This is a genomic window from Bacillus sp. BS3(2021), from assembly GCF_021043345.1.
Taxonomy (GTDB): Bacteria; Bacillota; Bacilli; order Bacillales; family Bacillaceae; genus Bacillus; species Bacillus paralicheniformis.
In genome coordinates, this window is the sequence record NZ_JAJNDM010000004.1 from 160,660 (window position 1) to 184,141 (window position 23,482).

23 protein-coding genes and 1 other annotated feature are annotated in these 23,482 nt (G+C 49.0%); all 23 genes read left to right on the forward strand.

Features of this window, described 5'->3' with window-relative positions; all coding sequences use genetic code 11:
• The first annotated feature begins 20 nt into the window (after nt 1–20).
• The gene (locus LQ247_RS10855) at nt 21–818 is read left to right on the forward strand and encodes an ABC transporter ATP-binding protein (RefSeq protein ID WP_106070707.1); all 798 of its coding nucleotides are present in this window, start codon (nt 21–23) and stop codon (nt 816–818) included.
• Nucleotides 819–1,082: 264 nt separating this feature from the next.
• Nucleotides 1,083–1,970, forward strand: coding sequence for a putative RNA methyltransferase (locus tag LQ247_RS10860; RefSeq protein WP_231006041.1), 888 nt, complete (start codon nt 1,083–1,085; stop codon nt 1,968–1,970).
• A gap of 84 nt (nt 1,971–2,054) precedes the next feature.
• Nucleotides 2,055–2,288, forward strand: coding sequence for a YlmC/YmxH family sporulation protein (locus LQ247_RS10865; protein WP_011197962.1), 234 nt, complete (start codon nt 2,055–2,057; stop codon nt 2,286–2,288).
• 222 nt (nt 2,289–2,510) lie between these two features.
• Nucleotides 2,511–3,350: a peptidoglycan editing factor PgeF gene (gene pgeF / locus LQ247_RS10870; RefSeq protein WP_223254791.1), complete on the forward strand. Its 840-nt coding sequence runs from the start codon at nt 2,511–2,513 to the stop codon at nt 3,348–3,350.
• Between the two features lie 7 nt (nt 3,351–3,357).
• On the forward strand, nt 3,358–4,053 hold the full coding sequence (locus tag LQ247_RS10875) for a YggS family pyridoxal phosphate-dependent enzyme (protein ID WP_020451316.1): 696 nt from the start codon (nt 3,358–3,360) through the stop codon (nt 4,051–4,053).
• Nucleotides 4,050–4,502, forward strand: coding sequence for a cell division protein SepF (gene sepF, locus LQ247_RS10880; protein ID WP_003181594.1), 453 nt, complete (start codon nt 4,050–4,052; stop codon nt 4,500–4,502). Before LQ247_RS10875 ends, sepF begins: the two co-directional genes overlap by 4 nt.
• Nucleotides 4,503–4,512: 10 nt before the next feature.
• Nucleotides 4,513–4,779, forward strand: a complete 267-nt coding sequence (locus LQ247_RS10885) for a YggT family protein (protein ID WP_025811370.1) — start codon at nt 4,513–4,515, stop codon at nt 4,777–4,779.
• Between the two features lie 134 nt (nt 4,780–4,913).
• Nucleotides 4,914–5,690, forward strand: a complete 777-nt coding sequence (locus tag LQ247_RS10890; protein WP_023857245.1) for a YlmH family RNA-binding protein — start codon at nt 4,914–4,916, stop codon at nt 5,688–5,690.
• 96 nt (nt 5,691–5,786) lie between these two features.
• Nucleotides 5,787–6,281 carry a DivIVA domain-containing protein gene (locus LQ247_RS10895; protein ID WP_020451319.1) on the forward strand — a complete coding sequence of 165 codons (495 nt, stop codon included), beginning with the start codon at nt 5,787–5,789 and terminating at the stop codon, nt 6,279–6,281.
• A 61-nt stretch (nt 6,282–6,342) separates the two neighbouring features.
• Nucleotides 6,343–6,572: a binding site (T-box leader), on the forward strand.
• A 51-nt stretch (nt 6,573–6,623) separates the two neighbouring features.
• A complete protein-coding gene (gene ileS, locus LQ247_RS10900) occupies nt 6,624–9,392 on the forward strand; it encodes an isoleucine--tRNA ligase (protein ID WP_231006043.1) in 2,769 nt (922 codons plus the stop codon).
• Nucleotides 9,393–9,615: 223 nt separating this feature from the next.
• On the forward strand, nt 9,616–9,981 hold the full coding sequence (locus LQ247_RS10905) for a TraR/DksA family transcriptional regulator (RefSeq protein ID WP_023857244.1): 366 nt from the start codon (nt 9,616–9,618) through the stop codon (nt 9,979–9,981).
• Between the two features lie 44 nt (nt 9,982–10,025).
• Complete coding sequence (lspA, locus tag LQ247_RS10910; RefSeq protein WP_223254792.1) at nt 10,026–10,565, forward strand: signal peptidase II; 540 nt, start codon at nt 10,026–10,028, stop codon at nt 10,563–10,565.
• 1 nt (nt 10,566) lies between these two features.
• Nucleotides 10,567–11,481: an RluA family pseudouridine synthase gene (locus tag LQ247_RS10915; RefSeq protein WP_023857242.1), complete on the forward strand. Its 915-nt coding sequence runs from the start codon at nt 10,567–10,569 to the stop codon at nt 11,479–11,481.
• 176 nt (nt 11,482–11,657) lie between these two features.
• Complete coding sequence (gene pyrR / locus LQ247_RS10920) at nt 11,658–12,206, forward strand: bifunctional pyr operon transcriptional regulator/uracil phosphoribosyltransferase PyrR (protein ID WP_020451324.1); 549 nt, start codon at nt 11,658–11,660, stop codon at nt 12,204–12,206.
• 193 nt (nt 12,207–12,399) lie between these two features.
• Nucleotides 12,400–13,704 (forward strand): uracil permease PyrP, encoded by a 1,305-nt coding sequence (gene pyrP / locus LQ247_RS10925; RefSeq protein ID WP_035338811.1) that lies wholly within the window; start codon nt 12,400–12,402, stop codon nt 13,702–13,704.
• Between the two features lie 144 nt (nt 13,705–13,848).
• Complete coding sequence (locus LQ247_RS10930) at nt 13,849–14,769, forward strand: aspartate carbamoyltransferase catalytic subunit (protein ID WP_023857239.1); 921 nt, start codon at nt 13,849–13,851, stop codon at nt 14,767–14,769.
• Nucleotides 14,753–16,039, forward strand: coding sequence for a dihydroorotase (locus tag LQ247_RS10935; RefSeq protein ID WP_020451327.1), 1,287 nt, complete (start codon nt 14,753–14,755; stop codon nt 16,037–16,039). Before LQ247_RS10930 ends, LQ247_RS10935 begins: the two co-directional genes overlap by 17 nt.
• The gene (locus tag LQ247_RS10940; RefSeq protein WP_023857237.1) at nt 16,036–17,130 is read left to right on the forward strand and encodes a carbamoyl phosphate synthase small subunit; all 1,095 of its coding nucleotides are present in this window, start codon (nt 16,036–16,038) and stop codon (nt 17,128–17,130) included. The genes LQ247_RS10935 and LQ247_RS10940 overlap by 4 nt, the downstream gene beginning before the upstream one ends.
• Nucleotides 17,115–20,327, forward strand: coding sequence for a carbamoyl-phosphate synthase large subunit (carB, locus tag LQ247_RS10945; protein WP_020451329.1), 3,213 nt, complete (start codon nt 17,115–17,117; stop codon nt 20,325–20,327). Before LQ247_RS10940 ends, carB begins: the two co-directional genes overlap by 16 nt.
• The gene (locus tag LQ247_RS10950; protein ID WP_023857236.1) at nt 20,324–21,094 is read left to right on the forward strand and encodes a dihydroorotate dehydrogenase electron transfer subunit; all 771 of its coding nucleotides are present in this window, start codon (nt 20,324–20,326) and stop codon (nt 21,092–21,094) included. Before carB ends, LQ247_RS10950 begins: the two co-directional genes overlap by 4 nt.
• The gene (locus tag LQ247_RS10955) at nt 21,094–22,029 is read left to right on the forward strand and encodes a dihydroorotate dehydrogenase (RefSeq protein WP_231006103.1); all 936 of its coding nucleotides are present in this window, start codon (nt 21,094–21,096) and stop codon (nt 22,027–22,029) included. The genes LQ247_RS10950 and LQ247_RS10955 overlap by 1 nt, the downstream gene beginning before the upstream one ends.
• Nucleotides 21,998–22,717, forward strand: a complete 720-nt coding sequence (gene pyrF / locus LQ247_RS10960; RefSeq protein WP_020451332.1) for an orotidine-5'-phosphate decarboxylase — start codon at nt 21,998–22,000, stop codon at nt 22,715–22,717. Before LQ247_RS10955 ends, pyrF begins: the two co-directional genes overlap by 32 nt.
• On the forward strand, nt 22,714–23,343 hold the full coding sequence (pyrE, locus tag LQ247_RS10965) for an orotate phosphoribosyltransferase (protein WP_269146006.1): 630 nt from the start codon (nt 22,714–22,716) through the stop codon (nt 23,341–23,343). Before pyrF ends, pyrE begins: the two co-directional genes overlap by 4 nt.
• Nucleotides 23,344–23,482: the final 139 nt, after the last annotated feature.

Sequence of the window (23,482 nt, forward strand, 5' to 3'; positions counted from 1 at the left end):
ACATAAAAGGAGGACTTCAAATGGTTTTGCAGCTTGAGAATGCTTCACTAAAACGAAACGGAGAGTGGATATTAAAGGATATTGATTGGACGGTGAAAAAGGGGGAGCACTGGGCGCTATACGGATTGAACGGAGCCGGCAAAACCGCTCTGTTGAACATGCTGTGCGCTTATTATTTTCCGACAACAGGAAAAGTCACCGTGTTAGGGCGCGAATTTGGAAAAACGGAGCTGAACGAAAAGCTTCGCCAAAAAATCGGCCTTGTGTCAGCGGCCCTGCAGCAGAAGCTGTATCCTGAAGACAGTGCATTTGAAATTGTCTTAAGCGGCGCTTTCGCTTCGATCGGCCTTTATGAATCGCCTTCACAGTCTGTCAGGGAGAAAGCGATCGCCCTCCTGGAGGAATTCGGCTCCATCCGTTATGCGGACAGGAGATATGAAACGCTCTCTCAGGGAGAAAAACAAAAGGTGCTGATCTCAAGGGCCTTAATGGCCGATCCAGAGCTGCTCATTCTCGACGAGCCTGTAACCGGTCTTGATTTCATCGCGAGGGAGCAGGTGCTGGAGACGGTTGAACAAATTGCCAAAAAAGACAGTGCACCGTCCATGCTTTATGTTACTCACCATGCGGAAGAAATTCTCCCCGCTTTCAGCCAAACGCTGCTGTTGAAAAAAGGTGAAGTGTTTGCCTTGGGGAAGACAAGAGAGATGATGTCCGGCGAGGTTTTGTCCGAATTTTTCGATATGCCCGTCCAGGCGGTATGGACGGACGGCAGACCGTATTTGTCCAAGAAAAAGCCTCTAAACCTCAGCATTTAAAACGGCTGGTTCTTTGGCAGCCTCCTTGTTTGGAGGCTCTTTTTCAGCTTTCATCCTCTTAAAAAAGCTGGTAAGATAATAGAGAACGTCATGTTAAAGAGGGGTTCATCATTATGATCATTCAATTCATTCGCTACAGATAATGAAAGGTATAGACAAACGCTTAAACCATCCACACCTTCGTCTTTAAAAAATGCCGAAGGTGCGGGTTTATTTGTCTATGCCTTTTTCATTGATCTAAATGTGAATGAATGAGGTGTAACAATGATGAATAAAAAATTAAAAAGAGCATCGCTCATGAAAAGGCATGAAACGATGTTTCAGTGCCCGATATGCGCAACGAATATGGCGGTCACCGATTTAAAAAGCCTGATCTGTAAAAACGGACATACGTTTGATATCGCAAGAGGGGGATATGTCAATGTCACAACGCATGCTCCTTCTGTTAAATATGATAAAGAATTATTTGAAGCGAGAAGAATGTTAGCCGCCCGCGGCTTTTTTGAACCGCTTAGCGGCGCTTTGACAGACCGTCTCGAACAAGCAGGCCTCCCGTTTTGCAACTTTGTCAGCATCCTCGATGCCGGCTGCGGGGAAGGTTCGCATTTGGCGCGGATCGTTGAAAAGCTTCAAATGCGTTCCGGATCGCCTGTCCTTGGCGTCGGGCTTGATTTGGCGAAAGCCGGGATTGTGTCTGCGACTAAGCAAGAAAGAGAGGCGATCTGGTGTGTCGCCGATCTGGCTGCCGCGCCGTTTCGGAATCGTTCATTCGACGCGATCCTCAATATATTGTCGCCTTCTAATTACGCGGAATTCGAGCGGCTGTTATCTGATGACGGCATCGTTTTGAAAGTGATTCCGAAAATCGGCTATCTGAAAGAACTGCGGGGGTTTTTGTATGACGGCTTGGACAAACAAGCCTATACTAGCGAGGATACGGCTGAGCGGTTCTCGTCTCATTTCGATCTGATCGACAGAACGGAGATCGCCTACAGCAAACGTTTAGACCAAAGCCTTCTCGCTCCGCTCATCAAGATGACGCCATTATCATGGCGCGCAGAAAAGGAGCGGATCAAAGCCTTTTTAAAGAAAGAATCCGCTGTTACGACCGTCCATCTCGACATTTTAGCCGGCAGGAAAAAAACGAAATAAACCACTGAAAAGGCAGTCTAAATAAAGGACTGCCTTTCATATAATCTTAAAAGGACATTTGATCAGAGGAGGCGTGCGGTGGACATGATGAACATTTCTGATTTCCAGATAAAAGATGTCGTTAACGTATCAAACGGGAAAAAGCTCGGCAGCATCGGCGATATCGATATTAATGTAACGACAGGCAAAATACAGGCGATTGTCATCGGAGGAACGGGGAAAGTTTTCGGATTTTTCGGAAAAGAAGAGGAAATCGTCATTCCGTGGCGAAATATTGTTAAAATTGGAGAAGATGTGATTCTTGTGCGTTTAAGCTGATCAAGCATATGAGATGATGCCTGATCAATCGGCGGGCCCTTATCCGCCTGCTTTTTCAACATTATTGTATACGGTGAGACCGTCTGCAAAAACGGCGATAAATGTTGCAAACAATACATTTCGTTTAGTTTTTTGAAACGAAACTAAACGAATGCATCAAGATGTGTTAAAATAGGAGCGATATGATGAAAGACTACGATGTTTGTCGAAAGGCTGATCACCATGAATACATATAACCCCTTTCGTCTTGATGCTCCGTCAATGCTTTTGATTGAGGAATGGAATCAGACGGCGGAAACCGGCGGAGCCGTCACAGCCGGATTTACGACAAAAAACGGCGGAGAAAGCGAACCGCCTTTTCACTCACTGAATACAGGGCTGCACGTTCAGGATCATGAACAGCATGTCATCAATAACAGAAAACAGATTGCCGACATCTTAAAAACCGATCTGCACGACTGGGTATTTGCCGATCAGACGCATGAAGACCGGATTCAAAAAGTGACGGATAGCGATCGCGCCAGCGGCGCTTTCCGATACGATACGGCGCTGAAGGCTACGGACGGACTTTATACAGACAGGCCAAACCTGTTTTTGGCGCTTTGCTTTGCCGACTGCGTTCCCGTTTATTTTTACGATCCGGTCCGCTCGCTGGCCGGAATCGCTCACGCGGGCTGGAAAGGCACCGCGCTCGGGATCGCAGCCAGCATGGTTGACACGTGGGTCAGCCGGGAAGGATCAAATCCCGCAGACATCCACGCCGTGATCGGGCCTGCGATCGGCTCGTGCTGCTACACTGTCGACGATCATGTAATAGACAAAATCAGGAATCTTCCTCTTCAGCAAGAAGACAAAGCCTTTTTGACGATAAAAGAAGGGGAGTACCGTCTCGAATTAAAAGAAGTGAACAGGCAGCTGCTTGTACACGCCGGAATTCCAAACGGCCAGATCAAGGTGAGTTCCCTTTGTACGAGCTGCGAGCATTCACTGTTTTTCTCCCATCGGAGAGACCGGGGAAAAACCGGACGGATGATGTCCTTCATCGGATTAAAGGAGGTATAGCTTACAGGTGGATGTGAAAAGCAATTTACGACATATAAATGACAGGATCAACGAAGCGTGTATCAAAGCGGGAAGAACGCCCGACGAAATATCCGTCATCGCTGTCACGAAATATGTTTCCCCGGAACGGGCGCAGGCAGCGCTTGATGCAGGAATCAGACATTTGGGAGAAAACCGCGATACCGGACTGCTTCACAAGCTCGACGCTCTGAAAGACAGCGAACCGGTATGGCATTTTATCGGAACCCTGCAGACGAGAAAGGTAAAAGCAATCATCGATCATGTCTCATATATCCATTCTTTAGACAGGCTTTCATTGGCCGACGAGATTCAGAAGAGGGCAAAAAAACCGATTGACTGTTTTGTTCAGGTCAACACATCTCTTGAATCTTCAAAACACGGCATGGCAAAAGAAGAGGTTCTTTCTTTTGTAAAAAAACTGTCTGCATATGAAAACATCCGGATTGCGGGATTAATGACGATGGCTCCTTTTACGGATGACGAGACGGCAATCAGAAGCTGTTTTCGCTTGCTGAGAGAGCTGCGCGACGAGGTTCGCGGGCTCGGTCAATGGAACGCCCCGTGCAGCGAGCTTTCGATGGGGATGTCTAACGACTATACGATCGCAGTCGAGGAAGGCGCGACATTCGTCAGAATCGGATCTTCCTTAGTCGGAAATGAAACTGGAGGTGGACAATCATGAGTTTGAAAAACAAATTTAAAAACTTTTTTTCCTTGGATGATGAGGAATACGAATACGAGTACATTGAAACAGACAGGGAGGAAATCCCTGAAGAGCATGAATCGAAAGACAGAACCGCCTACCAGTCTAAAGCGGCTGGGAAGCAGAATGTCGTAAGTTTGCAAAGCGTTCAGAAATCTTCTAAAGTAGTGTTAAGTGAGCCTCGGGTGTACGCGGAAGCCCAGGAAATCGCAGACCATATCAAAAACCGGCGCGCCGTCGTCGTGAACCTGCAGCGCATTCAGCACGATCAGGCGAAAAGAATCGTTGATTTCTTGAGCGGAACTGTATATGCTCTCGGCGGCGATATTCAGCGGATCGGAGCGGACATCTTTTTATGCACGCCTGAAAACGTCGATGTCTCCGGCACGATTTCCGAGCTCATAGAAGAAGAACATCAGAGGTGGTAAATCGCAGATGATCCTACTTTATCAAATTTTAAGCACGCTTATAACCGTCTATTCGTTTGCGCTCATTATTTACATTTTTATGTCTTGGGTGCCTAATGCAAGGGAGTCTTCATTCGGCCGGGTGCTTGCTTCACTTTGCGAGCCTTATCTCGAACCGTTCAGAAGGATTATTCCTCCGCTCGGGATGATTGATATTTCTCCGCTCGTGGCGATTTTCATCCTGCGGTTCGCAGATGCAGGGCTTCTTGCGGTTTTCAGAATGCTCGGCGCTTTTTAAAGACATTATGCCGATCTCCCGTAAGACTTACCGCAGGCAGCGGCGCCGTGGTTCAGGAGCGTGCCTTCAATCTTTGCGGGCCGAGTATCGGGCTTGGCTGTAGGCCAGGCCTCTTTACATAGAAAGGAAAGACAATGAGCGATATTTACCAGCATTTCAGAAAAGACGAAGAGCCGTTTATCGACCAGGCTCTTGAGTGGAAAAGAATTGTGGCGGAACAGTACCGGATGAAGCTGACCGATTTTTTGGACCCGCGGGAACAGGTGATCCTGCAATCTGTCATCGGTCAGTCGGACGAAGTGAGGCTTGAATTTTTCGGGGGCTTCCCTGAGGCCGAACGAAAGAGGGCTTTACTATTCCCTGAATATGCCGAGCCGTCTGCCGAAGATTTTCAGCTTCAGGGCTGGGAAGTCATCTATCCGCAAAAATTCGCCTCCATCGAGCATCGCGAGCTTCTCGGCTCATTGATGGGCATCGGATTGAGGCGCCAAAAGTTCGGCGACCTCATCTTTTCGGACGGGACATGGCAGTTTATCTGTTCGGAAGAAGTCGCTGATTTTGTTTTCACCCAGCTGACACAAATCGGCAAGGTGAAAGTTTCCCTTGAAAAAATTCCGCTTTCTAAGCTTAAAGTACCGGAGCAGGATGTCGAAATAAGGGATGATACGGTTTCATCTTTGAGGCTTGATGCGATTTGCTCGGCAATGAGCAGGCAATCCCGGCAAAAAGCACAGGTTCTCGTGAAAAATGGCCTCGTGAAAGTGAACTGGAAAGTCATTGAAGACCCTTCATATGCACTGGCGGAAGGGGATATGGTTTCGATCCGGGGGTTTGGCCGGTTCAGGATGAAAAACATTGACGGCAAAACGAAGAAGGGCAAATGGAGATTGACGTTTGAAAAACAAAAATGACGCGTTTTAACAGTTTTTTCTCCGCCCGGTCGAATTTTGCTTTATAATGTTGACTAGGACAAGTGTACATAAAGAAAAATAATGGAGGTGGGCAGCATGCCTTTGACGCCAAATGACATTCATAATAAAACATTTACAAAAGCGTTCCGCGGCTATGACGAAGATGAAGTGAACGAGTTCCTGGCCCAGGTGAGAAAGGATTATGAGATCATTCTGCGCAAAAAAAATGAGCTTGAATCAAAGGTGAACGAGCTTGACGAGCGTCTCGGCCATTTTTCGACGATCGAAGAGACGTTGAATAAATCGATCCTTGTCGCACAGGAAGCAGCAGAAGACGTAAAGCGCAATTCCGAGAAAGAAGCGAAGCTCATCATTCGTGAAGCTGAGAAAAACGCTGACCGGATCATTAATGAGTCTCTTTCAAAATCGAGAAAGATCGCGATGGAAATCGAAGAGCTGAAAAAGCAGTCAAAAGTGTTCAGAACCCGTTTCCAAATGTTGATCGAAGCGCAGCTTGACCTGTTGAAAAACGACGACTGGGATCATTTGCTTGAATACGAAGTAGACGCCGTCATGGATGAAAAAGAATAGAATTTCATTTGCGTTCTTGACATATCGTCATCCGTTCGCATATAATACGTTCATAATTGAGTGAAAAACGTTTGAGAGGGACAGACATTGATTTCTGAAAACAATGAAAGCGACCCGGGGGCGGTGTAAGCCCGGGATTGTTGGAATCGTTGTGAATCAGCCCTCAAGTTTCCTTTCTGAACCGTCCAGTAGGAAAGGACGTCCCATCACGTTACGATGTTTGAGCGGATAAGCCGAATCGGCTTGTCTAAAAGGGTGGTACCGCGAGATCAAAGCCTTCTCGTCCCTTATGGGATGAAAAGGCTTTTTTTGTTTTAGAAAAGATGTTTTGGAGGAATGGTAATGGATTATAAAGATACACTCTTAATGCCGAAAACAGATTTTCCGATGAGAGGAAACCTGCCGAACCGTGAACCTGAAATCCAGGGGAAATGGGAAGATATGGACATTTACAGCCTCGTTCAGAAACGAACCGAAGGCCGGCCGATGTTCGTGCTTCATGACGGACCTCCGTATGCGAACGGCGATATTCATATGGGCCATGCGCTCAACAAAGTACTGAAGGACTTCATCGTCCGTTCGAGATCGATGAGCGGCTATCATGCACCGTATGTTCCGGGTTGGGATACACACGGCCTGCCGATTGAAACAGCGCTCACGAAAAACAAAAAAGTGAAGCGCAAAGAAATGACGGTAGCCGAATTCCGCAAGCTTTGCGAAGAATATGCATGGCAGCAAATCGAAGGTCAAAAGACGCAATTTAAGCGCCTCGGTGTCAGAGGAGATTGGGAAAACCCATACGTGACGCTTAAGCCGGAGTTTGAAGCGCAGCAAATTAAAGTATTCGGCGAAATGGCGAAAAAAGGCTATATTTACAAAGGGAAGAAGCCGGTTTACTGGTCCCCTTCAAGCGAATCCGCTCTGGCTGAAGCTGAAATCGAATACCATGATAAACGCTCGCCGTCTATCTATGTTGCATTTGATGTAAAAGATGGAAAAGGTGTATTAACAAACGGCGAAAAAATCGTCATTTGGACGACAACGCCGTGGACGATCCCGGCCAACCTCGGCATCGCCGTACACCCTGAATTGGAGTACAGCGTCGTTGCTGCCGGAGGCGCGCGCTATGTGATGGCAAGCGCATTGATTGAAAGCGTGGCAAAAGCGATCGGCTTTGAAGATCATGAAGTCGTTCAAACTGTTAAAGGGAAAGACCTGGAACATATCGTCGCGGTTCATCCTTTATACGGCAGAGATTCGCTTGTCATGCTCGGTGAACACGTAACAACAGATGCCGGTACAGGCTGTGTTCATACTGCTCCGGGACACGGTGAAGACGACTTTATCATCGGTCAGAAATACGGACTTGACGTGCTTTGCCCGGTTGATGAAAAAGGACATATGACGAGCGAAGCCCCTGGTTTTGAAGGACTGTTTTACGATCAGGCCAACAAACCGATTACAGAACAGCTCGAAGAAAAAGGCGCTTTGCTGAAGCTCGATTTCATCACCCACTCCTATCCGCACGACTGGAGAACGAAAAAACCGACCATTTTCCGCGCGACCTCCCAATGGTTCGCTTCTATCAAAGACTTTAGAGACGAGCTTCTTGACGCGGTGAAAGAAACAAAATGGGTGCCTGAATGGGGCGAAACGCGCCTCTACAATATGGTCCGCGACCGCGGCGACTGGTGTATCTCAAGACAGCGCGCATGGGGCGTGCCGATTCCGGTATTTTATGCCGAAAATGGGGAGCCGATCATCACGGATGAAACGATCGACCACGTTTCTGAACTATTCAGGGAGCACGGTTCGAACATTTGGTTTGAAAAAGAAGCGAATGAACTGCTTCCGGAAGGCTTTACGCATCCGGGAAGTCCGAACGGCAAGTTCACAAAGGAACAGGACATCATGGATGTCTGGTTTGATTCAGGTTCGTCACATCAGGCCGTACTGGAAGAGCGCGATGATCTTGTAAGACCTGCGGACTTGTATCTGGAAGGATCTGACCAATACCGCGGCTGGTTTAACTCATCGATTTCGACAGCCGTTGCCGTAACGGGTAAAGCACCATATAAAGGTGTGCTGTCACACGGTTTTGCCCTTGACGGAGAAGGCCGCAAAATGAGCAAATCGCTCGGGAATGTCGTTGTTCCGGCAAAAATCATGAATCAGTTCGGGGCCGATATTTTAAGACTGTGGGTTGCGTCTGTCGACTATCAAGCAGATGTCCGCGTATCTGACGCGATCTTAAAGCAAGTCGCAGAAGTGTACCGGAAGATCCGCAACACGTTCCGTTTTCTTCACGGAAACATTGCTGATTTTGACCCGGCGAAAGATGCAATCGCTGTGGAAGAACTTCGCGAAGTCGATCAGTACATTTTGATCAAGCTGAACAGCCTTATTGAAAAAGTCAAAAAAGCATATGAAGAATATGATTTTGCGGTCATTTACCATGCTGTCCACAACTTCTGCGCGATCGAGCTCAGCTCATTCTATATGGATTTTGCCAAAGACGTCGTTTATATTGAACACGCCGATCATAAAGACCGCCGCAGCATGCAGACCGTTTTTTACGAAACGTTGCTCGGGCTTGTCAAGCTGATCGCGCCGATCCTGCCGCATACTGCTGACGAAATGTGGAGCCACTTCACATTCGTATCGGAAAAAAGCGTGCAGCTTACCGATATGCCGGAAACAAGAGACATTCCAAATGCAAAAGAGACGGAAGAGAAGTTCGACAGCTTCATGAAGCTTCGCGGCGATGTTCTTAAAGCGCTTGAAACAGCGCGTAATGAAAAGATCATCGGAAAATCTTCGGTTGCGAGCTTGACGCTGTATCCAAATGAAGAAGCAAAAGCGCTGCTTTCTTCGATCAAGGAAGACGTCAAACAGCTGTTCATCGTGTCAGAGCTTCTCATCGGCGGAACGGAAGCCGAAGCGCCTGAAGGTGCGCAGACGTTTGACACAGGAAAAATCGTCGTTGCTCAGGCAGAAGGCGAAACTTGTGAGCGGTGTCGCATGGTTTCCAAAGAAATCGGCCAGGATGCCGATCATCCGGAGCTTTGCCCTCGCTGTGCCGGAATTGTGAAGACGTATTATCAAAATTAACCACTAAGCGGTTCGGAGTTTTTCCGAACCGCTTTTAATATGCCGCCAAACCTTATCAGGCCTGCCCAGGCGTCCTGTCTGAACGCACATCCTGTGAAAGTCCGGAGAAAGGATGCCATTGCTGACATCGTTTTGTACGTCAGGAAAAATCTTTTGGGCTTGGATACCGGCTTTGTCGGTAACACTAAGGTCACAAACGATAAGAGCAGGAGTTGATGTAGGCGTGAACGATCAGCTGGCGGCAATTCATACCGAACTTCTTCAAATGAAGGAAGAACTGGAAGCAAGGCTTTTTGAATACTCCTTTTTTCAGCAGGATTCTCAAGGCATCAATTCGTATCAGCAGGTAACACTTATGTATCATGTCAAAGAAGAGCTGCAGGACGTGCTTTTGGCCCTTTCAAAAATCGAAAACGGAACATACGGCATTTGCGAAGAAACGAATCAGGCAATTCCGCTGGAAAAAATGGCTATTCTGCCGACGGCGCGCACCGCGAACGATTTTTTATATCATGCCCAGTTTGAAAAAAAGACGCTTCCTATTTGGGCTGAGACGGATGAGACGTTCAACCGGGCGCTCTACTCATAACATTCTGCAAGAGGGGAGGGCTTTTGCCCTCTTGCATGATGTCAATGAATATTCCTTTACTCCTTTTCTTTTTCTTGTTAAAATGCTTAAATGAAGAGAAACAGAAACTGGAGGAACGGTTTGTGCCTTATTACATAATTGCAGTGCTCATTATCGGTATCGATCAATTTACAAAATGGCTGGTCGTCAGCAAAATGGAGTACGGTGAAAGCATTCCCGTCATCGACGGTTTCTTTCAAATTACGTCGCACAGAAATACAGGCGCAGCATGGGGCATTTTGGCCGGACAGATGTGGTTTTTTTACATCATTACCACGGCGGTTATCATCGGCATTGTTTACTACATTCAAAAACATGCCAAAGGACAAATCCTGCTCGGAACCGCTCTCGGATTGATGCTTGGCGGTGCTGTCGGCAATTTTATCGACCGCGTGTTCAGGCAAGAAGTTGTCGATTTTATACACGTGACGATCGTCAATTATCATTATCCGATTTTCAACATTGCCGATTCATCTTTATGCGTCGGTGTCCTGCTCTTATTTATACAAATGCTGTTAGACGGAAAGAAGAAGAAGGAGCTGTAACATGGAGCATTATGATATGACCGTTCATGAAGAACATAAAGGTGAACGGATTGACAAGTACTTGACCGCAGTTGAAGCGGATTGGTCGCGGACTCAGGTGCAGCAGTGGATTAAAGAAGACCGCGTGCTGGTTAACGGAAATGCGGTCAAAGCCAATTATAAAGTTCAGGATGGGGATGCGGTGTCAGTCCATGTTCCCGAACCGGAACCGCTTGATGTCACGGCTGAACCGATGGATCTTGATATTTATTATGAGGATCAGGACGTTCTTGTCGTCAACAAGCCGCGCGGAATGGTGGTTCATCCGGCTCCCGGCCATCTGACGGGGACGCTTGTCAACGGTTTGATGGCGCATTGTGACGATCTGTCAGGCATCAACGGCGTGATGAGGCCGGGCATCGTCCACCGGATTGACAAGGACACTTCAGGTCTGTTGATGGTTGCCAAAAACGACATGGCGCATGAATCGCTCGTGAATCAGCTTGTCAACAAAACGGTGACGAGAAAATACACCGCGCTTGTCCACGGCGTCATCCCGCATGACCACGGGACGATCGACGCGCCGATCGGCAGGGATAAAAAAGACAGGCAGAGTATGACGGTCACAAGGGAAAATGGAAAGCATGCCGTCACTCATTTTGAAGTGATCGAACGGTTCGACGATTTCACTGTTGTTGAATGCCAGCTTGAAACGGGGCGAACCCATCAAATTCGCGTGCATATGAAATATATCGGTTTTCCTCTGGCGGGAGATCCGAAATACGGCCCGAAAAAGACGGTCGATTTCAACGGCCAGGTGCTGCATGCGGGCGTATTGGGATTTGACCATCCGCGTACCGGAGAATATGTTGAATTTGAGGCGCCTCTGCCTGATGACATGAAAAATCTCCTCGACAAAATTCGAAATAAACGTTGACAGACGTTTTCTTTTTTGAAATAATAAATGCAGTTAAATCAGATTCTTTAACACAGTCCAGAGAGGCTGAGAAGGATACCGGACAAGCGAATCAATGAATTCGTTTCAAGACCCCTCTCTGCCTTTATGCAGAAGGGGTTTTTGTTTTATCCTTTAAAAGATGCGGGGTGCTGGCCATGCAGGAACAAGAAAAGGCTGTTGTGCTTGACGAACAGGCGATCAGAAGGGCGCTGACAAGAATCGCCCACGAAATGATTGAACGAAACAAAGGAATGAACAACTGTATCCTTGTCGGAATCAAAACGAGAGGCATCTATCTGGCCAAACGGCTTGCCGAACGGATTGAGCAAATCGAAGGAAACAAAGTCACCGTAGGAGAGCTCGACATCACCCTTTACAGGGATGATCTCTCCAAAAAAACGTCTAATGAAGAGCCGCTTGTCAAAGGAGCGGACATTCCGGCGGACATCACCGATCAAAAGGTGATCGTCGTCGATGATGTGCTTTACACGGGACGGACAGTCAGAGCGGCCATGGATGCGCTCGTCGATGTCGGGCGGCCTTCATCCATCCAGCTCGCGGTGCTTGTCGACCGCGGCCACAGAGAGCTGCCGATCAGAGCCGACTATATCGGGAAAAACATCCCGACATCGAAAACCGAAAAGGTCATGGTTCAATTGGAAGAAGTTGACGGACGCGACCTTGCGGCGATTTATAAAAAGTGAATGACAATCCTTTTTTAAATGCATTCCAGTGAGTTTGCAAAGAGGGATAGAACGAAAGATGCCGCCTCACCATGCGGCGGATCTTTGTCTGCCTCTTTGCGCAATTTAAGCAAAGAGGCTTTTTTAATGGGCGCAATCTTTTCAGGATATAAAGACATCATAGACAGTGAGTCAACCATCAGGAGGAAAAAATATGAGTCAGAAAAAAGTGAACCTTGGTGTCAGAGAAGTACCAAAACCTTTGAATTGGATAACTTTCAGCCTGCAGCATCTGTTTGCCATGTTCGGAGCGACGATCCTCGTGCCAAAGCTTGTAGGCTTAAGCCCAGGCGTGGCCCTTATAACGAGCGGGCTAGGAACGCTTGCATATCTCTTGATTACAAAAGGACAGATCCCGGCTTACTTAGGTTCATCCTTTGCATTTATTGCCCCGATTATCGCGGCAAAAGCCGCCGGAGGCCCTGGGGCGGCCATGATCGGCGCATTTATGGCAGGCATCGCCTACGGGCTGATCGCCCTGCTCATCCAGCAGCTGGGAACGGACTGGCTGATGAGGCTCCTGCCGCCTGTTGTCGTCGGTCCGGTCATTATCGTCATCGGACTCGGGCTGGCAAGCACGGCTGTCAATATGGCCATGTATGAAGATTCGGGAGCAAAAGTGCTCGTCTACAGCGCCAAACATTTTGGCGTTGCAGGATTCACACTCGCGCTCACCATAATCTGCGCGATTTTCTTAAGAGGATTTTTCAGCCTGATTCCTGTCTTGATCGGAATTATCGGCGGATACTTGTTCGCCCTGACCCAAGGCATCGTCGACTTCCAGATGGTCCTTGACGCCAAATGGTTTGCTGTTCCAGATTTCGTCATTCCGTTTGTCGACTATACGCCGAGCGCGGCGGCTGTCGGAATTGGAATCGCCATGGTGCCCGTTGCTTTCGTGACAATGTCAGAACATATCGGCCACCAAATGGTATTAAGCAAAGTCGTCGGTCAGGATTTCATTAAGAAGCCCGGGCTTCACCGCTCGATTTTCGGCGACAGTGTCGCAACGATGCTGGCATCATGCATCGGCGGACCGCCGACAACGACCTACGGAGAAAACATCGGCGTACTCGCCATCACAAGAGTATTCAGCGTATTTGTCATCGGCGGAGCGGCTGTTATTGCACTGTGCTTCGGGTTTATCGGCAAAATTTCGGCCCTGATCAGCTCTGTCCCTTCTGCAGTCATGGGAGGCGTTTCCTTCCTGCTGTTCGGTATCATCGCATCAAGCGGACTGCGCATGCTGATTGATAACAAAATTGACTTGGAAAATAAGCGAAACCTGATCATCTCATCCGTCATTCTCGTCATCGGAGTGGGCGGCGCATTTATCAAAATCTCAGGGTTCGAGCTGTCAAGCATGGCGCTTGCAGCGATCGTCGGAGTGGTTTTAAACCTTGTCCTGCCTGAATCAAAGGGAGATCAGGACGGGATTGAAATAGAAGAGCATATTTAAAAACCTTTTAAATGAAGTCCAGAGAGGCTTGAAAGGGTTACGGAGAGAGAAGTGCAAAAAAGCGCATTCTCTGGTTCACTGTACCCCAAGCCGTTGTGGCTTGGGGTTTTTTTACAGGAAATTAAAGCCTGAGGGGGAGAAAAAATGAAACACTTGACCGCAATGAATGAGCTTAGTCTTGAGGATATTCACGAGCTGATTGAAGAGGCGAGAGAGCTGAAAAAAAGGAAATTCGATTCCGTCCTCTCCGGAAAGTTTGCTGCCAATCTGTTTTTTGAACCGAGCACAAGAACGCGCTTCAGCTTCGAAGTGGCTGAAAAGAAACTCGGCATGAATGTGCTGAACCTGGACGGTGTTTCAACAAGCGTACAAAAAGGAGAATCGTTGTACGATACTGTCAAGACACTCGAATCCATCGGCGCTGATGTATGTGTGATCAGACACTCTCAGGATCATTATTACGATGAACTTATCGGACATGTCGGCATTCCGGTGATCAATGCCGGAGACGGCTGCGGTCAGCATCCCACTCAATCTTTGCTCGATTTGCTGACGATTTACGAGGAATGGGGCGGATTTGCCGGGCTGACGGTATCCATACACGGAGATATCAAACACAGCAGAGTGGCAAGATCGAATGCCGAAGTGCTGACAAGGCTCGGAGCAAAGGTTCTTTTCTCAGGTCCGGAAGAATGGCGGGATGACAACAATCCTTACGGGACATATGTGTCGCCTGATGAAGCGGTCGCAAATTCGGATGTCGTGATGCTTCTCCGAATTCAGCACGAACGTCATGAGAAAAAGGCGGCAGAACGCGATTATCTTGAAACTTTCGGACTGTCGCTGAAGCGGGCGGAGCTCCTGAAAAAAGACGCGGTCATCATGCATCCTGCGCCTGTTAACAGAGGCGTCGAGATTGACAGTGCGCTGGTCGAATCCACTCAGTCGAGAATTTTCAAACAAATGGAAAACGGTGTATATATCAGAATGGCGGTTTTAAAAAGAGCGCTTCTAAACGGCGAAAACAAAAAAAGGGGAGATCAGGCTTATGTCTTATTTAATTAAAAACGGCTTCATACTCGACGAAAAAGGTGAAAAAGTACAGTGCGACATCAGGGTTGAAGGCGATGCAATCAGCGAAATCGGAAGCCTTGAGGCCGCTTTGGGAGAAACGGTCATCAATGCGGATGGGCTTTTCGTCTCGCCGGGGCTTGTTGACCTTCACGTTCACTTCAGAGAGCCGGGCGGCGAGAAGAAAGAAACGATCGAAACAGGTGCAAAAGCCGCGGCAAGAGGCGGGTTTACAACTGTCGCCGCAATGCCGAATACGCGGCCTGTCCCCGATACGAAAGAGCAGATGGAGTGGCTCGTCAACCGCATTGACGAAACGGCATCTGTCAGAGTGCTGCCGTACGCTTCCATCACCATCAGACAAACAGGTCAGGAAATGACCGACTTCGAAGGGCTGAAAGACGCAGGTGCGTTTGCGTTTACTGATGACGGCGTCGGCGTTCAAACGGCGGGGATGATGTATGAAGCGATGAAAAAAGCGGCTTCGATCGATAAAGCAATTGTCGCCCACTGTGAAGACAATTCACTGATCTACGGCGGCAGTGTCCACGATGGGAAATTTGCCAAAGCCAACGGTTTAAACGGGATTCCTTCGATATGCGAAGCCGTTCACATCGCAAGGGACGTTCTTCTGGCCGAAGCGGCAGGCTGCCATTACCATGTCTGTCATATCAGCACGAAGGAATCGGTCAGGGTCGTCCGCGACGCCAAAAAAGCGGGAATCCGTGTGACAGCGGAAGTGACGCCTCACCATCTGCTCCTTTCAGACAGCGACATTCCCGGTCTTGATACAAATTATAAAATGAATCCGCCGCTCAGAAGTCCGGAAGACAGAGAAGCGCTCCTTGAGGGGCTTACAGACGGAACAATCGATTTTATCGCTACGGATCATGCCCCTCATACAGAAGATGAAAAACAACAGACAATGAGCCTGGCGCCATTTGGGATTGTCGGCTTGGAGACGGCTTTTCCGCTTCTTTACACGCACTTTGTCAAAACGGGAAACTGGACGCTGAAACAACTCCTCGATTATATGACGGTCAAACCTTGCGAGGCGTTCGGACTTCCTTACGGTAAGCTTGAAGCCGGACGGTCCGCGGATATTACGCTGATAGATCTTGAACGCGAAGAAAAAATTGATAAAAACACCTTTCTTTCTAAAGGGAAAAACACGCCGTTTGACGGCATCAGCTGCTTCGGCTGGCCGGTTATGACAATGGCAAAGGGAAAACTCGTTTACCAAGAGGGGAGACTTGTAAAATGAAAAGACGTCTTGTACTAGAAAACGGAACAATTTTTGAAGGGGAAGCTTTCGGCAGCCTGGAAAACACCATGGGAGAAGTCGTCTTCAACACGGGGATGACAGGCTATCAAGAAATCCTCTCAGACCCGTCATACTGCGGACAAATTGTCACACTGACCTACCCGCTGATCGGGAACTACGGAATCAACAGAGACGACTTTGAATCTATCACCCCTTATGTGAAAGGGTTTATCGTAAAAGAGTTATGTCAACTTCCGTCAAACTGGCGCTCTGCTTATACCCTTGATGAATATTTAAAAATGAAAAACATCCCGGGACTCTCGGGAATTGACACGAGAAAGCTGACAAGAATGATCAGAACGGCAGGTACGCTGAAAGGGGTTTTTGCCGGCCCGGAAGAAGATGCTGAGGCTTTGGTTCAAAAGCTGAAAGAAACGAACCTTCCGACCGATCAGGTCAGCCAAGTTTCAACAAAAACGGCATATCCGAGCCCTGGGAGAGGGAAGCGAATCGTGCTTGTCGATTTCGGAATGAAGCACGGCATCTTAAGAGAGCTGAACAAGCGCAAATGCGATGTGATCGTCGTTCCTCACAATGTAACAGCAGAAGAAGTGATGCAGCTGAAGCCTGACGGCGTAATGCTGTCAAACGGACCCGGAGATCCAACGGACGTACCCGAAGCAATTGCCATGATTCAAAACATTCTCGGCAAGGTTCCATTGTTCGGCATCTGTCTCGGCCATCAGCTGTTTGCCCTCGCCTGCGGAGCAAAGACGGCGAAAATGAAATTCGGACACCGCGGTTCCAACCATCCGGTTAAAGAGCTTGCAACCGGAAGAGTATCAATTACGGCTCAAAACCACGGCTATACCGTATCGACCGTTGAAAACACGCCGCTTGAAGTGACGCATGTGGCGATTAATGACGACACAATCGAAGGGCTTAAACATAAACACGAACCGGCTTTCACGGTTCAATACCATCCGGAAGCTTCACCGGGACCGGAAGACGCCAACCATTTATTTGATCAATTTTTACACATGATTGAAACCACAGAGAAAGAAGGGGAAGCGGTATGCCTAAACGCGTAGATATCAAAAAGATTTTGGTGATCGGATCAGGGCCGATTATTATCGGGCAGGCGGCGGAATTTGATTATGCGGGTACACAGGCCTGCCTCGCTTTAAAAGAAGAAGGCTATGAAGTCATTCTCGTTAACTCGAATCCGGCGACGATCATGACGGATACGGAAATGGCCGACCGCGTATATATCGAACCGCTGACGCTTGAATTCTTAACACGTATCATCCGCAAAGAGCGGCCGGACGCCATTTTGCCGACATTGGGCGGGCAGACGGGCCTCAACTTGGCGGTCGAACTGTCCGAGCACGGCATCCTGGCTGAGTGCGGTGTTGAAGTGCTCGGCACGAAATTGGCTGCGATCCAACAAGCGGAGGACCGCGACTTGTTCAGAAGCCTGATGAATGAGTTGAATGAACCGGTTCCGGAAAGCGAGATCATCCACTCGCTCGAGGAAGCGCGCGAGTTCGTCGAGCGCATCGGCTTCCCCGTCATCGTCCGGCCTGCATACACGCTCGGCGGAACAGGCGGAGGCATCTGCTCAAACGAAGACGAGCTGAAGGAAATTGTTGAAAACGGCTTAAAAATGAGCCCGGTTCACCAATGTCTGCTTGAAAAGAGCATCGCCGGCTACAAAGAAATCGAGTATGAAGTCATGAGAGACTCGAGCGATCACGCGATCGTCGTCTGCAATATGGAAAACATCGATCCGGTCGGGATTCATACCGGGGACAGCATCGTTGTAGCGCCGAGCCAGACGCTGAGCGACCGCGAATACCAAATGCTTCGCAATGTATCGCTGAAAATCATCCGAGCGCTTGAAATCGAAGGTGGCTGTAATGTTCAGCTGGCGCTTGACCCGGACAGCTTTCAGTACTACATCATCGAGGTAAACCCGCGGGTCAGCCGTTCATCAGCGCTTGCCTCAAAAGCGACGGGCTATCCGATCGCAAAGCTTGCCGCTAAAATTGCCGTCGGTTTGTCTCTTGACGAAATGATGAATCCTGTGACAGGAAAAACGTACGCGTCTTTCGAACCTGCACTCGACTATGTCGTTTCAAAAATACCGCGCTGGCCGTTTGATAAATTCGAATCGGCAAACCGCAAGCTCGGCACGCAGATGAAAGCGACAGGCGAAGTGATGGCGATCGGAAGAACGTGGGAGGAATCTCTCCTGAAAGCGGTCCGTTCTCTTGAAGCGGATGTCTATCACCTGGAGCTGAAAGATGCCGGTGAGATCTCGAATGAAGTGCTTGAAAAACGGATTAAAAAAGCGGGAGACGAACGTCTCTTTTACTTGGCCGAAGCGTTTAGAAGAGGATACACGGTCAGCGATCTCCACGAATTTTCGGCAATTGACCTGTTCTTCCTGCACAAGCTTGAGGGAATCATTCGCTTTGAAGAAAAGCTGAAAGCCGGGCGCGGTGACCTGGGTCTTTTGAAAGAAGCGAAAGAGCTCGGTTTTTCAGACCGCTTCATCAGCCTTCTCTGGGAGATGCCTGAAAGAAAGCTTTATGATCTTAGAAAAGAAACAGGCATCACGCCTGTTTATAAAATGGTTGATACATGTGCGGCCGAATTTGAATCGGAGACACCTTATTTCTACAGCACATATGAAGAGGAAAACGAATCGGTCAGAACAGACAAAAACAGCGTTATCGTTCTTGGCTCCGGCCCGATCCGGATCGGCCAGGGGGTCGAATTCGATTATGCGACTGTGCATTCGGTTTGGGCGATCAAAGAAGCCGGCTATGAAGCAATCATTATTAACAACAATCCTGAGACGGTTTCAACGGACTTCAGCATCTCCGACAAGCTCTACTTTGAGCCGCTTACTGTTGAAGATGTCATGCATATCATCGATTTGGAGCAGCCGAAAGGCGTCGTCGTTCAGTTTGGCGGACAGACTGCGATCAACCTTGCCGACGAGCTCGCAGAGCGGGGCGTCGCCATTCTTGGAACATCCCTTGAGGATTTGGACCGCGCCGAGGACCGCGACAAGTTCGAACAGACGCTTGAAACGCTGCATGTGCCTCAGCCGCTCGGAAAAACGGCGACATCTGTGGAAGGCGCTGTTGAAATCGCAGCCAACATCGGCTATCCGGTGCTTGTCCGCCCATCGTATGTACTTGGGGGGCGTGCGATGGAGATCGTCTACCATGAAACAGAGCTTCTCCATTATATGAAGAATGCAGTGAAAATCAATCCGCAGCACCCTGTCTTGATCGATAAATATTTGACCGGAAAGGAAATTGAAGTGGATGCGATTTCTGACGGTGAAACGGTCGTCATTCCGGGGATTATGGAGCACATTGAACGGGCCGGCGTCCACTCAGGGGATTCGATTGCCGTTTACCCGCCGCAATCCCTTTCAGAGGACATCAAGAAAAAGATTGAAGCATACACGATTAAGCTTGCAAAAGGCTTAAACATCGTCGGCCTGCTCAACATTCAGTTTGTCCTTTCAAAAGATGAGGTTTACGTCCTTGAAGTCAACCCGAGATCGAGCCGCACGGTGCCGTTTCTCAGCAAAATCACCGGCATTCCGATGGCCAATCTCGCAACAAAAGTGATTCTCGGCGGGAAGCTTGCCGATATGGGCTATACTGAAGGCCTTCAAAAAGAGCAGGAAGGCGTATATGTGAAAGTGCCGGTCTTCTCGTTTGCAAAGCTGAGGAGAGTGGATATCACGCTCGGACCGGAAATGAAATCGACCGGGGAAGTCATGGGCAAAGACAGCACTTTGGAAAAAGCGCTGTACAAAGGACTGATCGCTTCAGGCATCCAAATTCCGAATTACGGCTCTGTTCTCCTGACAGTTGCTGATAAAGATAAAGAGGAAGGTCTATTGATCGCCAAGCGGTTCCATGCGATCGGCTATAAAATATTGGCTACGGAAGGAACGGCCGGCTATTTAAGAGACGCATCCGTACCTGTTAAAACCGTCGGGAAAATCGGCGAAGAAGGCACAAATCTCCTTGATGTCATTCGAAACGGGGAAGCGCAGTTCGTCGTCAATACGCTGACAAAAGGGAAGCAGCCGGCAAGGGACGGCTTCAGAATCAGACGCGAATCCGTTGAAAACGGCGTTGCCTGCCTGACATCCCTTGATACGGCGGAAGCGATTTTGCGGGTGCTTGAAAGCATGAGCTTCCGCGCCGATCATATGCCGGCGATTAGAATTGAGCAAAAGGCGGCCGTCAGATGAGAAAAGGGTATATGACAGTCCGTTCAAACAAGTGTATCGCGGATCATATTTATCAAATGGTACTGGAAGGGGAGATTGCCGAAGTTTGCGGCGCTCCCGGCCAGTTTCTTCACATCAAGGTCTCAGATTCCCTCACGCCGCTTTTGAGGCGGCCGATCAGCATCGCCGACATCAACAGAGCCGCCCGGCAGGTGACCATCATCTTTCGCAAGGATGGGGAAGGCACGAGTCTCCTGTCTTTAAAACAGGAAGGAGATCAGATCGATGTCCTTGGTCCGCTCGGCAACGGTTTTCCGGCTGAATCGCTTGAACCGGGGAAAACGGCTCTTCTTGTCGGAGGGGGGATCGGTGTTCCGCCGCTTTACGAGCTGAGCAAACAGCTGACAAATAGAGGGGTGCACGCGATCCATGTGTTAGGATTTGCTTCTGCAAAAGACGTCTTTTACGAACAGGAATTCAGCCGTTTCGGGCGTGTGTATGTGGCAACCGCAGATGGCACCCGAGGTTCAAAGGGATTTGTTACAGATGTCATTGAAAACGAGGGGCTTCAGTTTGACTGCATAATGGCCTGCGGACCGACACCGATGCTGAAAGCTTTAAAACAGCGCTATCCGGATAAAGAGGTTTATCTGTCAATGGAAGAGCGCATGGGATGCGGGATCGGCGCTTGCTTTGCCTGTGTCTGCCATACGGAAGAAAGCGAAACATCTTATGTGAAGGTATGCCTTGACGGTCCTGTTTTCAAAGCCCAGGAGGTGCTGTTATGATGCTAGAAGTCAATTTGCCGGGCCTTCAATTGAAAAATCCGATCATGCCGGCTTCAGGCTGCTTCGGATTTGGGAGAGAATTTGCGAACTTTTACGATCTTTCACGTCTCGGTGCGATCATGATTAAAGCGACGACGAGCGAACCGCGCTTCGGGAATCCGACGCCGCGCGTCGCCGAGACGCAAGCCGGCATGCTTAATGCCATCGGTCTGCAAAATCCGGGTTTAGAGGCTGTCATGGAACACGAATTGCCGTGGCTCGAACAGTTCGATACACCGATTATCGCCAATGTCGCCGGCTCGCAGATCGACGATTATGTTGAAGTGGCTGAAGAAATCAGCAAAGCACCGAATGTTCATGCGCTCGAGCTGAATATTTCCTGTCCTAACGTGAAAACGGGAGGGATCGCCTTCGGTACGCAGCCGGAAATGGCCAGTGAGCTGACGAAAGCGGTGAAAGAGGTTGCGAGCGTTCCCGTCTATGTGAAGCTGTCGCCGAATGTCGCGAATATTACCGACATCGCTCTTGCCATAGAAGAAGCGGGAGCGGACGGTTTGACGATGATCAACACCCTGATCGGGATGCGGCTCGACTTAAAAACGGGAAAGCCGATCTTGGCGAACAAAACCGGCGGATTATCAGGCCCTGCTGTTAAACCGGTGGCCATCAGAATGGTGCATGAAGTCAGCCAAAAAGTCAGCATTCCGATCATCGGCATGGGCGGTGTCCAGTCAGCGGAAGATGTGCTTGAGTTTTTGCTGGCGGGTGCGAGCGCAGTCGCCGTCGGCACCGCAAACTTTATTAATCCGTTTGTTTGTCCCGAAATCATCGCCGATTTGCCGCGCGTTTTAGAAAAATACGGATACCGTTCGTTGAACGAGTGTATCGGAAGGAGCTGGAAGGATGAAACATACGCCGCCCATCATCGCGCTTGATTTTGCATCAGCACAGGAAACATATGCGTTTTTGGACCGGTTTCATGGAGAAGAGCTTTTCGTGAAGGTGGGCATGGAGCTTTTTTATCAGGAAGGGCCGGCCATCCTTGAAAAGTTACAGGAGCGCGGCTGCCGCATTTTCCTTGATCTAAAATGCCACGACATTCCAACGACCGTATACAAGGCGATGAAAAGGCTGGCGGGGTTTGGCGTCAGCCTTGTCAATGTGCACGCAGCAGGCGGAAAGCAAATGATGGAGTCGGCGCTTGAAGGCCTTGAAGCGGGGACTCCGGCAGGCCGAAAACGCCCTTCATTAATTGCTGTGACCCAGCTGACAAGCACGTCTTCAGAAATGCTTCAGCAAGAGCTGCTGATTGAAACGCCGCTTCTCGATACAGTTGTTCACTACAGCAAGTTGGCTAAAGAAAGCGGACTTGACGGTGTCGTCTGCTCCGTCCATGAAGCCGAACACATTTACCGGGCCGCGTCTTTAGATTTTCTGACCGTGACACCCGGAATTCGCATGGCGGATGACAAAAACAACGACCAGGTCCGGGTGGCGACGCCTGGCTACGCAAGGGAAAAAGGCGTGTCGGCGATCGTTGTCGGCCGTTCGATTACACAGGCGGAAGATCCTGTGTCAGCCTACAGAAGAATAGGACATGAGTGGGAGGGAACCAAGGCATGAAAACAGACATTGCAAACCATTTATTAAGAATCAAAGCGGTTTTCCTGCGCCCGAACGAGCCGTTTACATGGGCGAGCGGCATCTTGTCGCCCATCTACTGCGACAATCGTTTGACGCTTTCATATCCGGAAGTAAGGGATGATATAGCTTCAGGGCTTGCCGGACTGATTCAAGACAAGTTTCCCGGAGCCGAAATGATCGCCGGTACGGCAACTGCGGGAATCCCCCATGCCGCGCTTGCCGCCGACAGGCTGAGCCTGCCGATGTGCTACGTCAGAAGCAAACCGAAGGCGCACGGCAAAGGAAACCAAATTGAAGGCGCTGTTGTAAAAGGACAAAAAGTCGTTGTAATTGAAGATTTAATTTCAACGGGAGGAAGCGTCCTTGAAGCGGCAGCCGCTCTCACAGAGGCGGGATGTGAAGTGCTCGGTGTCGCCGCCATTTTCACTTACGGGCTTCCTAAAGCTGCCGCCGCCTTCAGCGAAGCGGGCGTTGAATACCGTACGCTGACTGATTACGATACATTGACAGAGGCTGCGCTTGCCGGCGGATATATCAGCGAACAGGATGCCACCAAACTGAAAGAATGGAAGGCGGATCCTGAAAGCAAGTCTTGGATGGATTAATGATAAAAGCCGTATTCTCCTAATGGGAGAACGGCTTTTTTGCGTCTTTTTACAGATTTAAAAATAGTAAAATCGGATTATTTTTATTTTTTATTAATCCTATAAAAAAAGTCGGGTTGACTTTTGTTCGAATTGTGCT

Bases quoted from the DNA above. Each gene is read 5' to 3' on its own strand.
- pgeF (WP_223254791.1), top strand. From the start codon at position 2,511: ATGAATACATATAACCCCTTTCGTCTTGATGCTCCGTCAATGCTTTTG.
- LQ247_RS10955 (WP_231006103.1), top strand. From the start codon at position 21,094: ATGCTAGAAGTCAATTTGCCGGGCCTTCAATTGAAAAATCCGATCATG.
- LQ247_RS10935 (WP_020451327.1), top strand. From the start codon at position 14,753: ATGTCTTATTTAATTAAAAACGGCTTCATACTCGACGAAAAAGGTGAA.
- LQ247_RS10890 (WP_023857245.1), top strand. From the start codon at position 4,914: ATGAGCGATATTTACCAGCATTTCAGAAAAGACGAAGAGCCGTTTATC.
- sepF (WP_003181594.1), top strand. From the start codon at position 4,050: ATGAGTTTGAAAAACAAATTTAAAAACTTTTTTTCCTTGGATGATGAG.
- LQ247_RS10940 (WP_023857237.1), top strand. From the start codon at position 16,036: ATGAAAAGACGTCTTGTACTAGAAAACGGAACAATTTTTGAAGGGGAA.
- LQ247_RS10930 (WP_023857239.1), top strand. From the start codon at position 13,849: ATGAAACACTTGACCGCAATGAATGAGCTTAGTCTTGAGGATATTCAC.
- pyrF (WP_020451332.1), top strand. From the start codon at position 21,998: ATGAAACATACGCCGCCCATCATCGCGCTTGATTTTGCATCAGCACAG.
- carB (WP_020451329.1), top strand. From the start codon at position 17,115: ATGCCTAAACGCGTAGATATCAAAAAGATTTTGGTGATCGGATCAGGG.
- LQ247_RS10855 (WP_106070707.1), top strand. From the start codon at position 21: ATGGTTTTGCAGCTTGAGAATGCTTCACTAAAACGAAACGGAGAGTGG.
- LQ247_RS10865 (WP_011197962.1), top strand. From the start codon at position 2,055: ATGATGAACATTTCTGATTTCCAGATAAAAGATGTCGTTAACGTATCA.
- LQ247_RS10950 (WP_023857236.1), top strand. From the start codon at position 20,324: ATGAGAAAAGGGTATATGACAGTCCGTTCAAACAAGTGTATCGCGGAT.
- LQ247_RS10895 (WP_020451319.1), top strand. From the start codon at position 5,787: ATGCCTTTGACGCCAAATGACATTCATAATAAAACATTTACAAAAGCG.
- lspA (WP_223254792.1), top strand. From the start codon at position 10,026: ATGAATATTCCTTTACTCCTTTTCTTTTTCTTGTTAAAATGCTTAAAT.
- pyrP (WP_035338811.1), top strand. From the start codon at position 12,400: ATGAGTCAGAAAAAAGTGAACCTTGGTGTCAGAGAAGTACCAAAACCT.
- LQ247_RS10915 (WP_023857242.1), top strand. From the start codon at position 10,567: ATGGAGCATTATGATATGACCGTTCATGAAGAACATAAAGGTGAACGG.
- ileS (WP_231006043.1), top strand. From the start codon at position 6,624: ATGGATTATAAAGATACACTCTTAATGCCGAAAACAGATTTTCCGATG.
- LQ247_RS10860 (WP_231006041.1), top strand. From the start codon at position 1,083: ATGATGAATAAAAAATTAAAAAGAGCATCGCTCATGAAAAGGCATGAA.
- pyrE (WP_269146006.1), top strand. From the start codon at position 22,714: ATGAAAACAGACATTGCAAACCATTTATTAAGAATCAAAGCGGTTTTC.
- pyrR (WP_020451324.1), top strand. From the start codon at position 11,658: ATGCAGGAACAAGAAAAGGCTGTTGTGCTTGACGAACAGGCGATCAGA.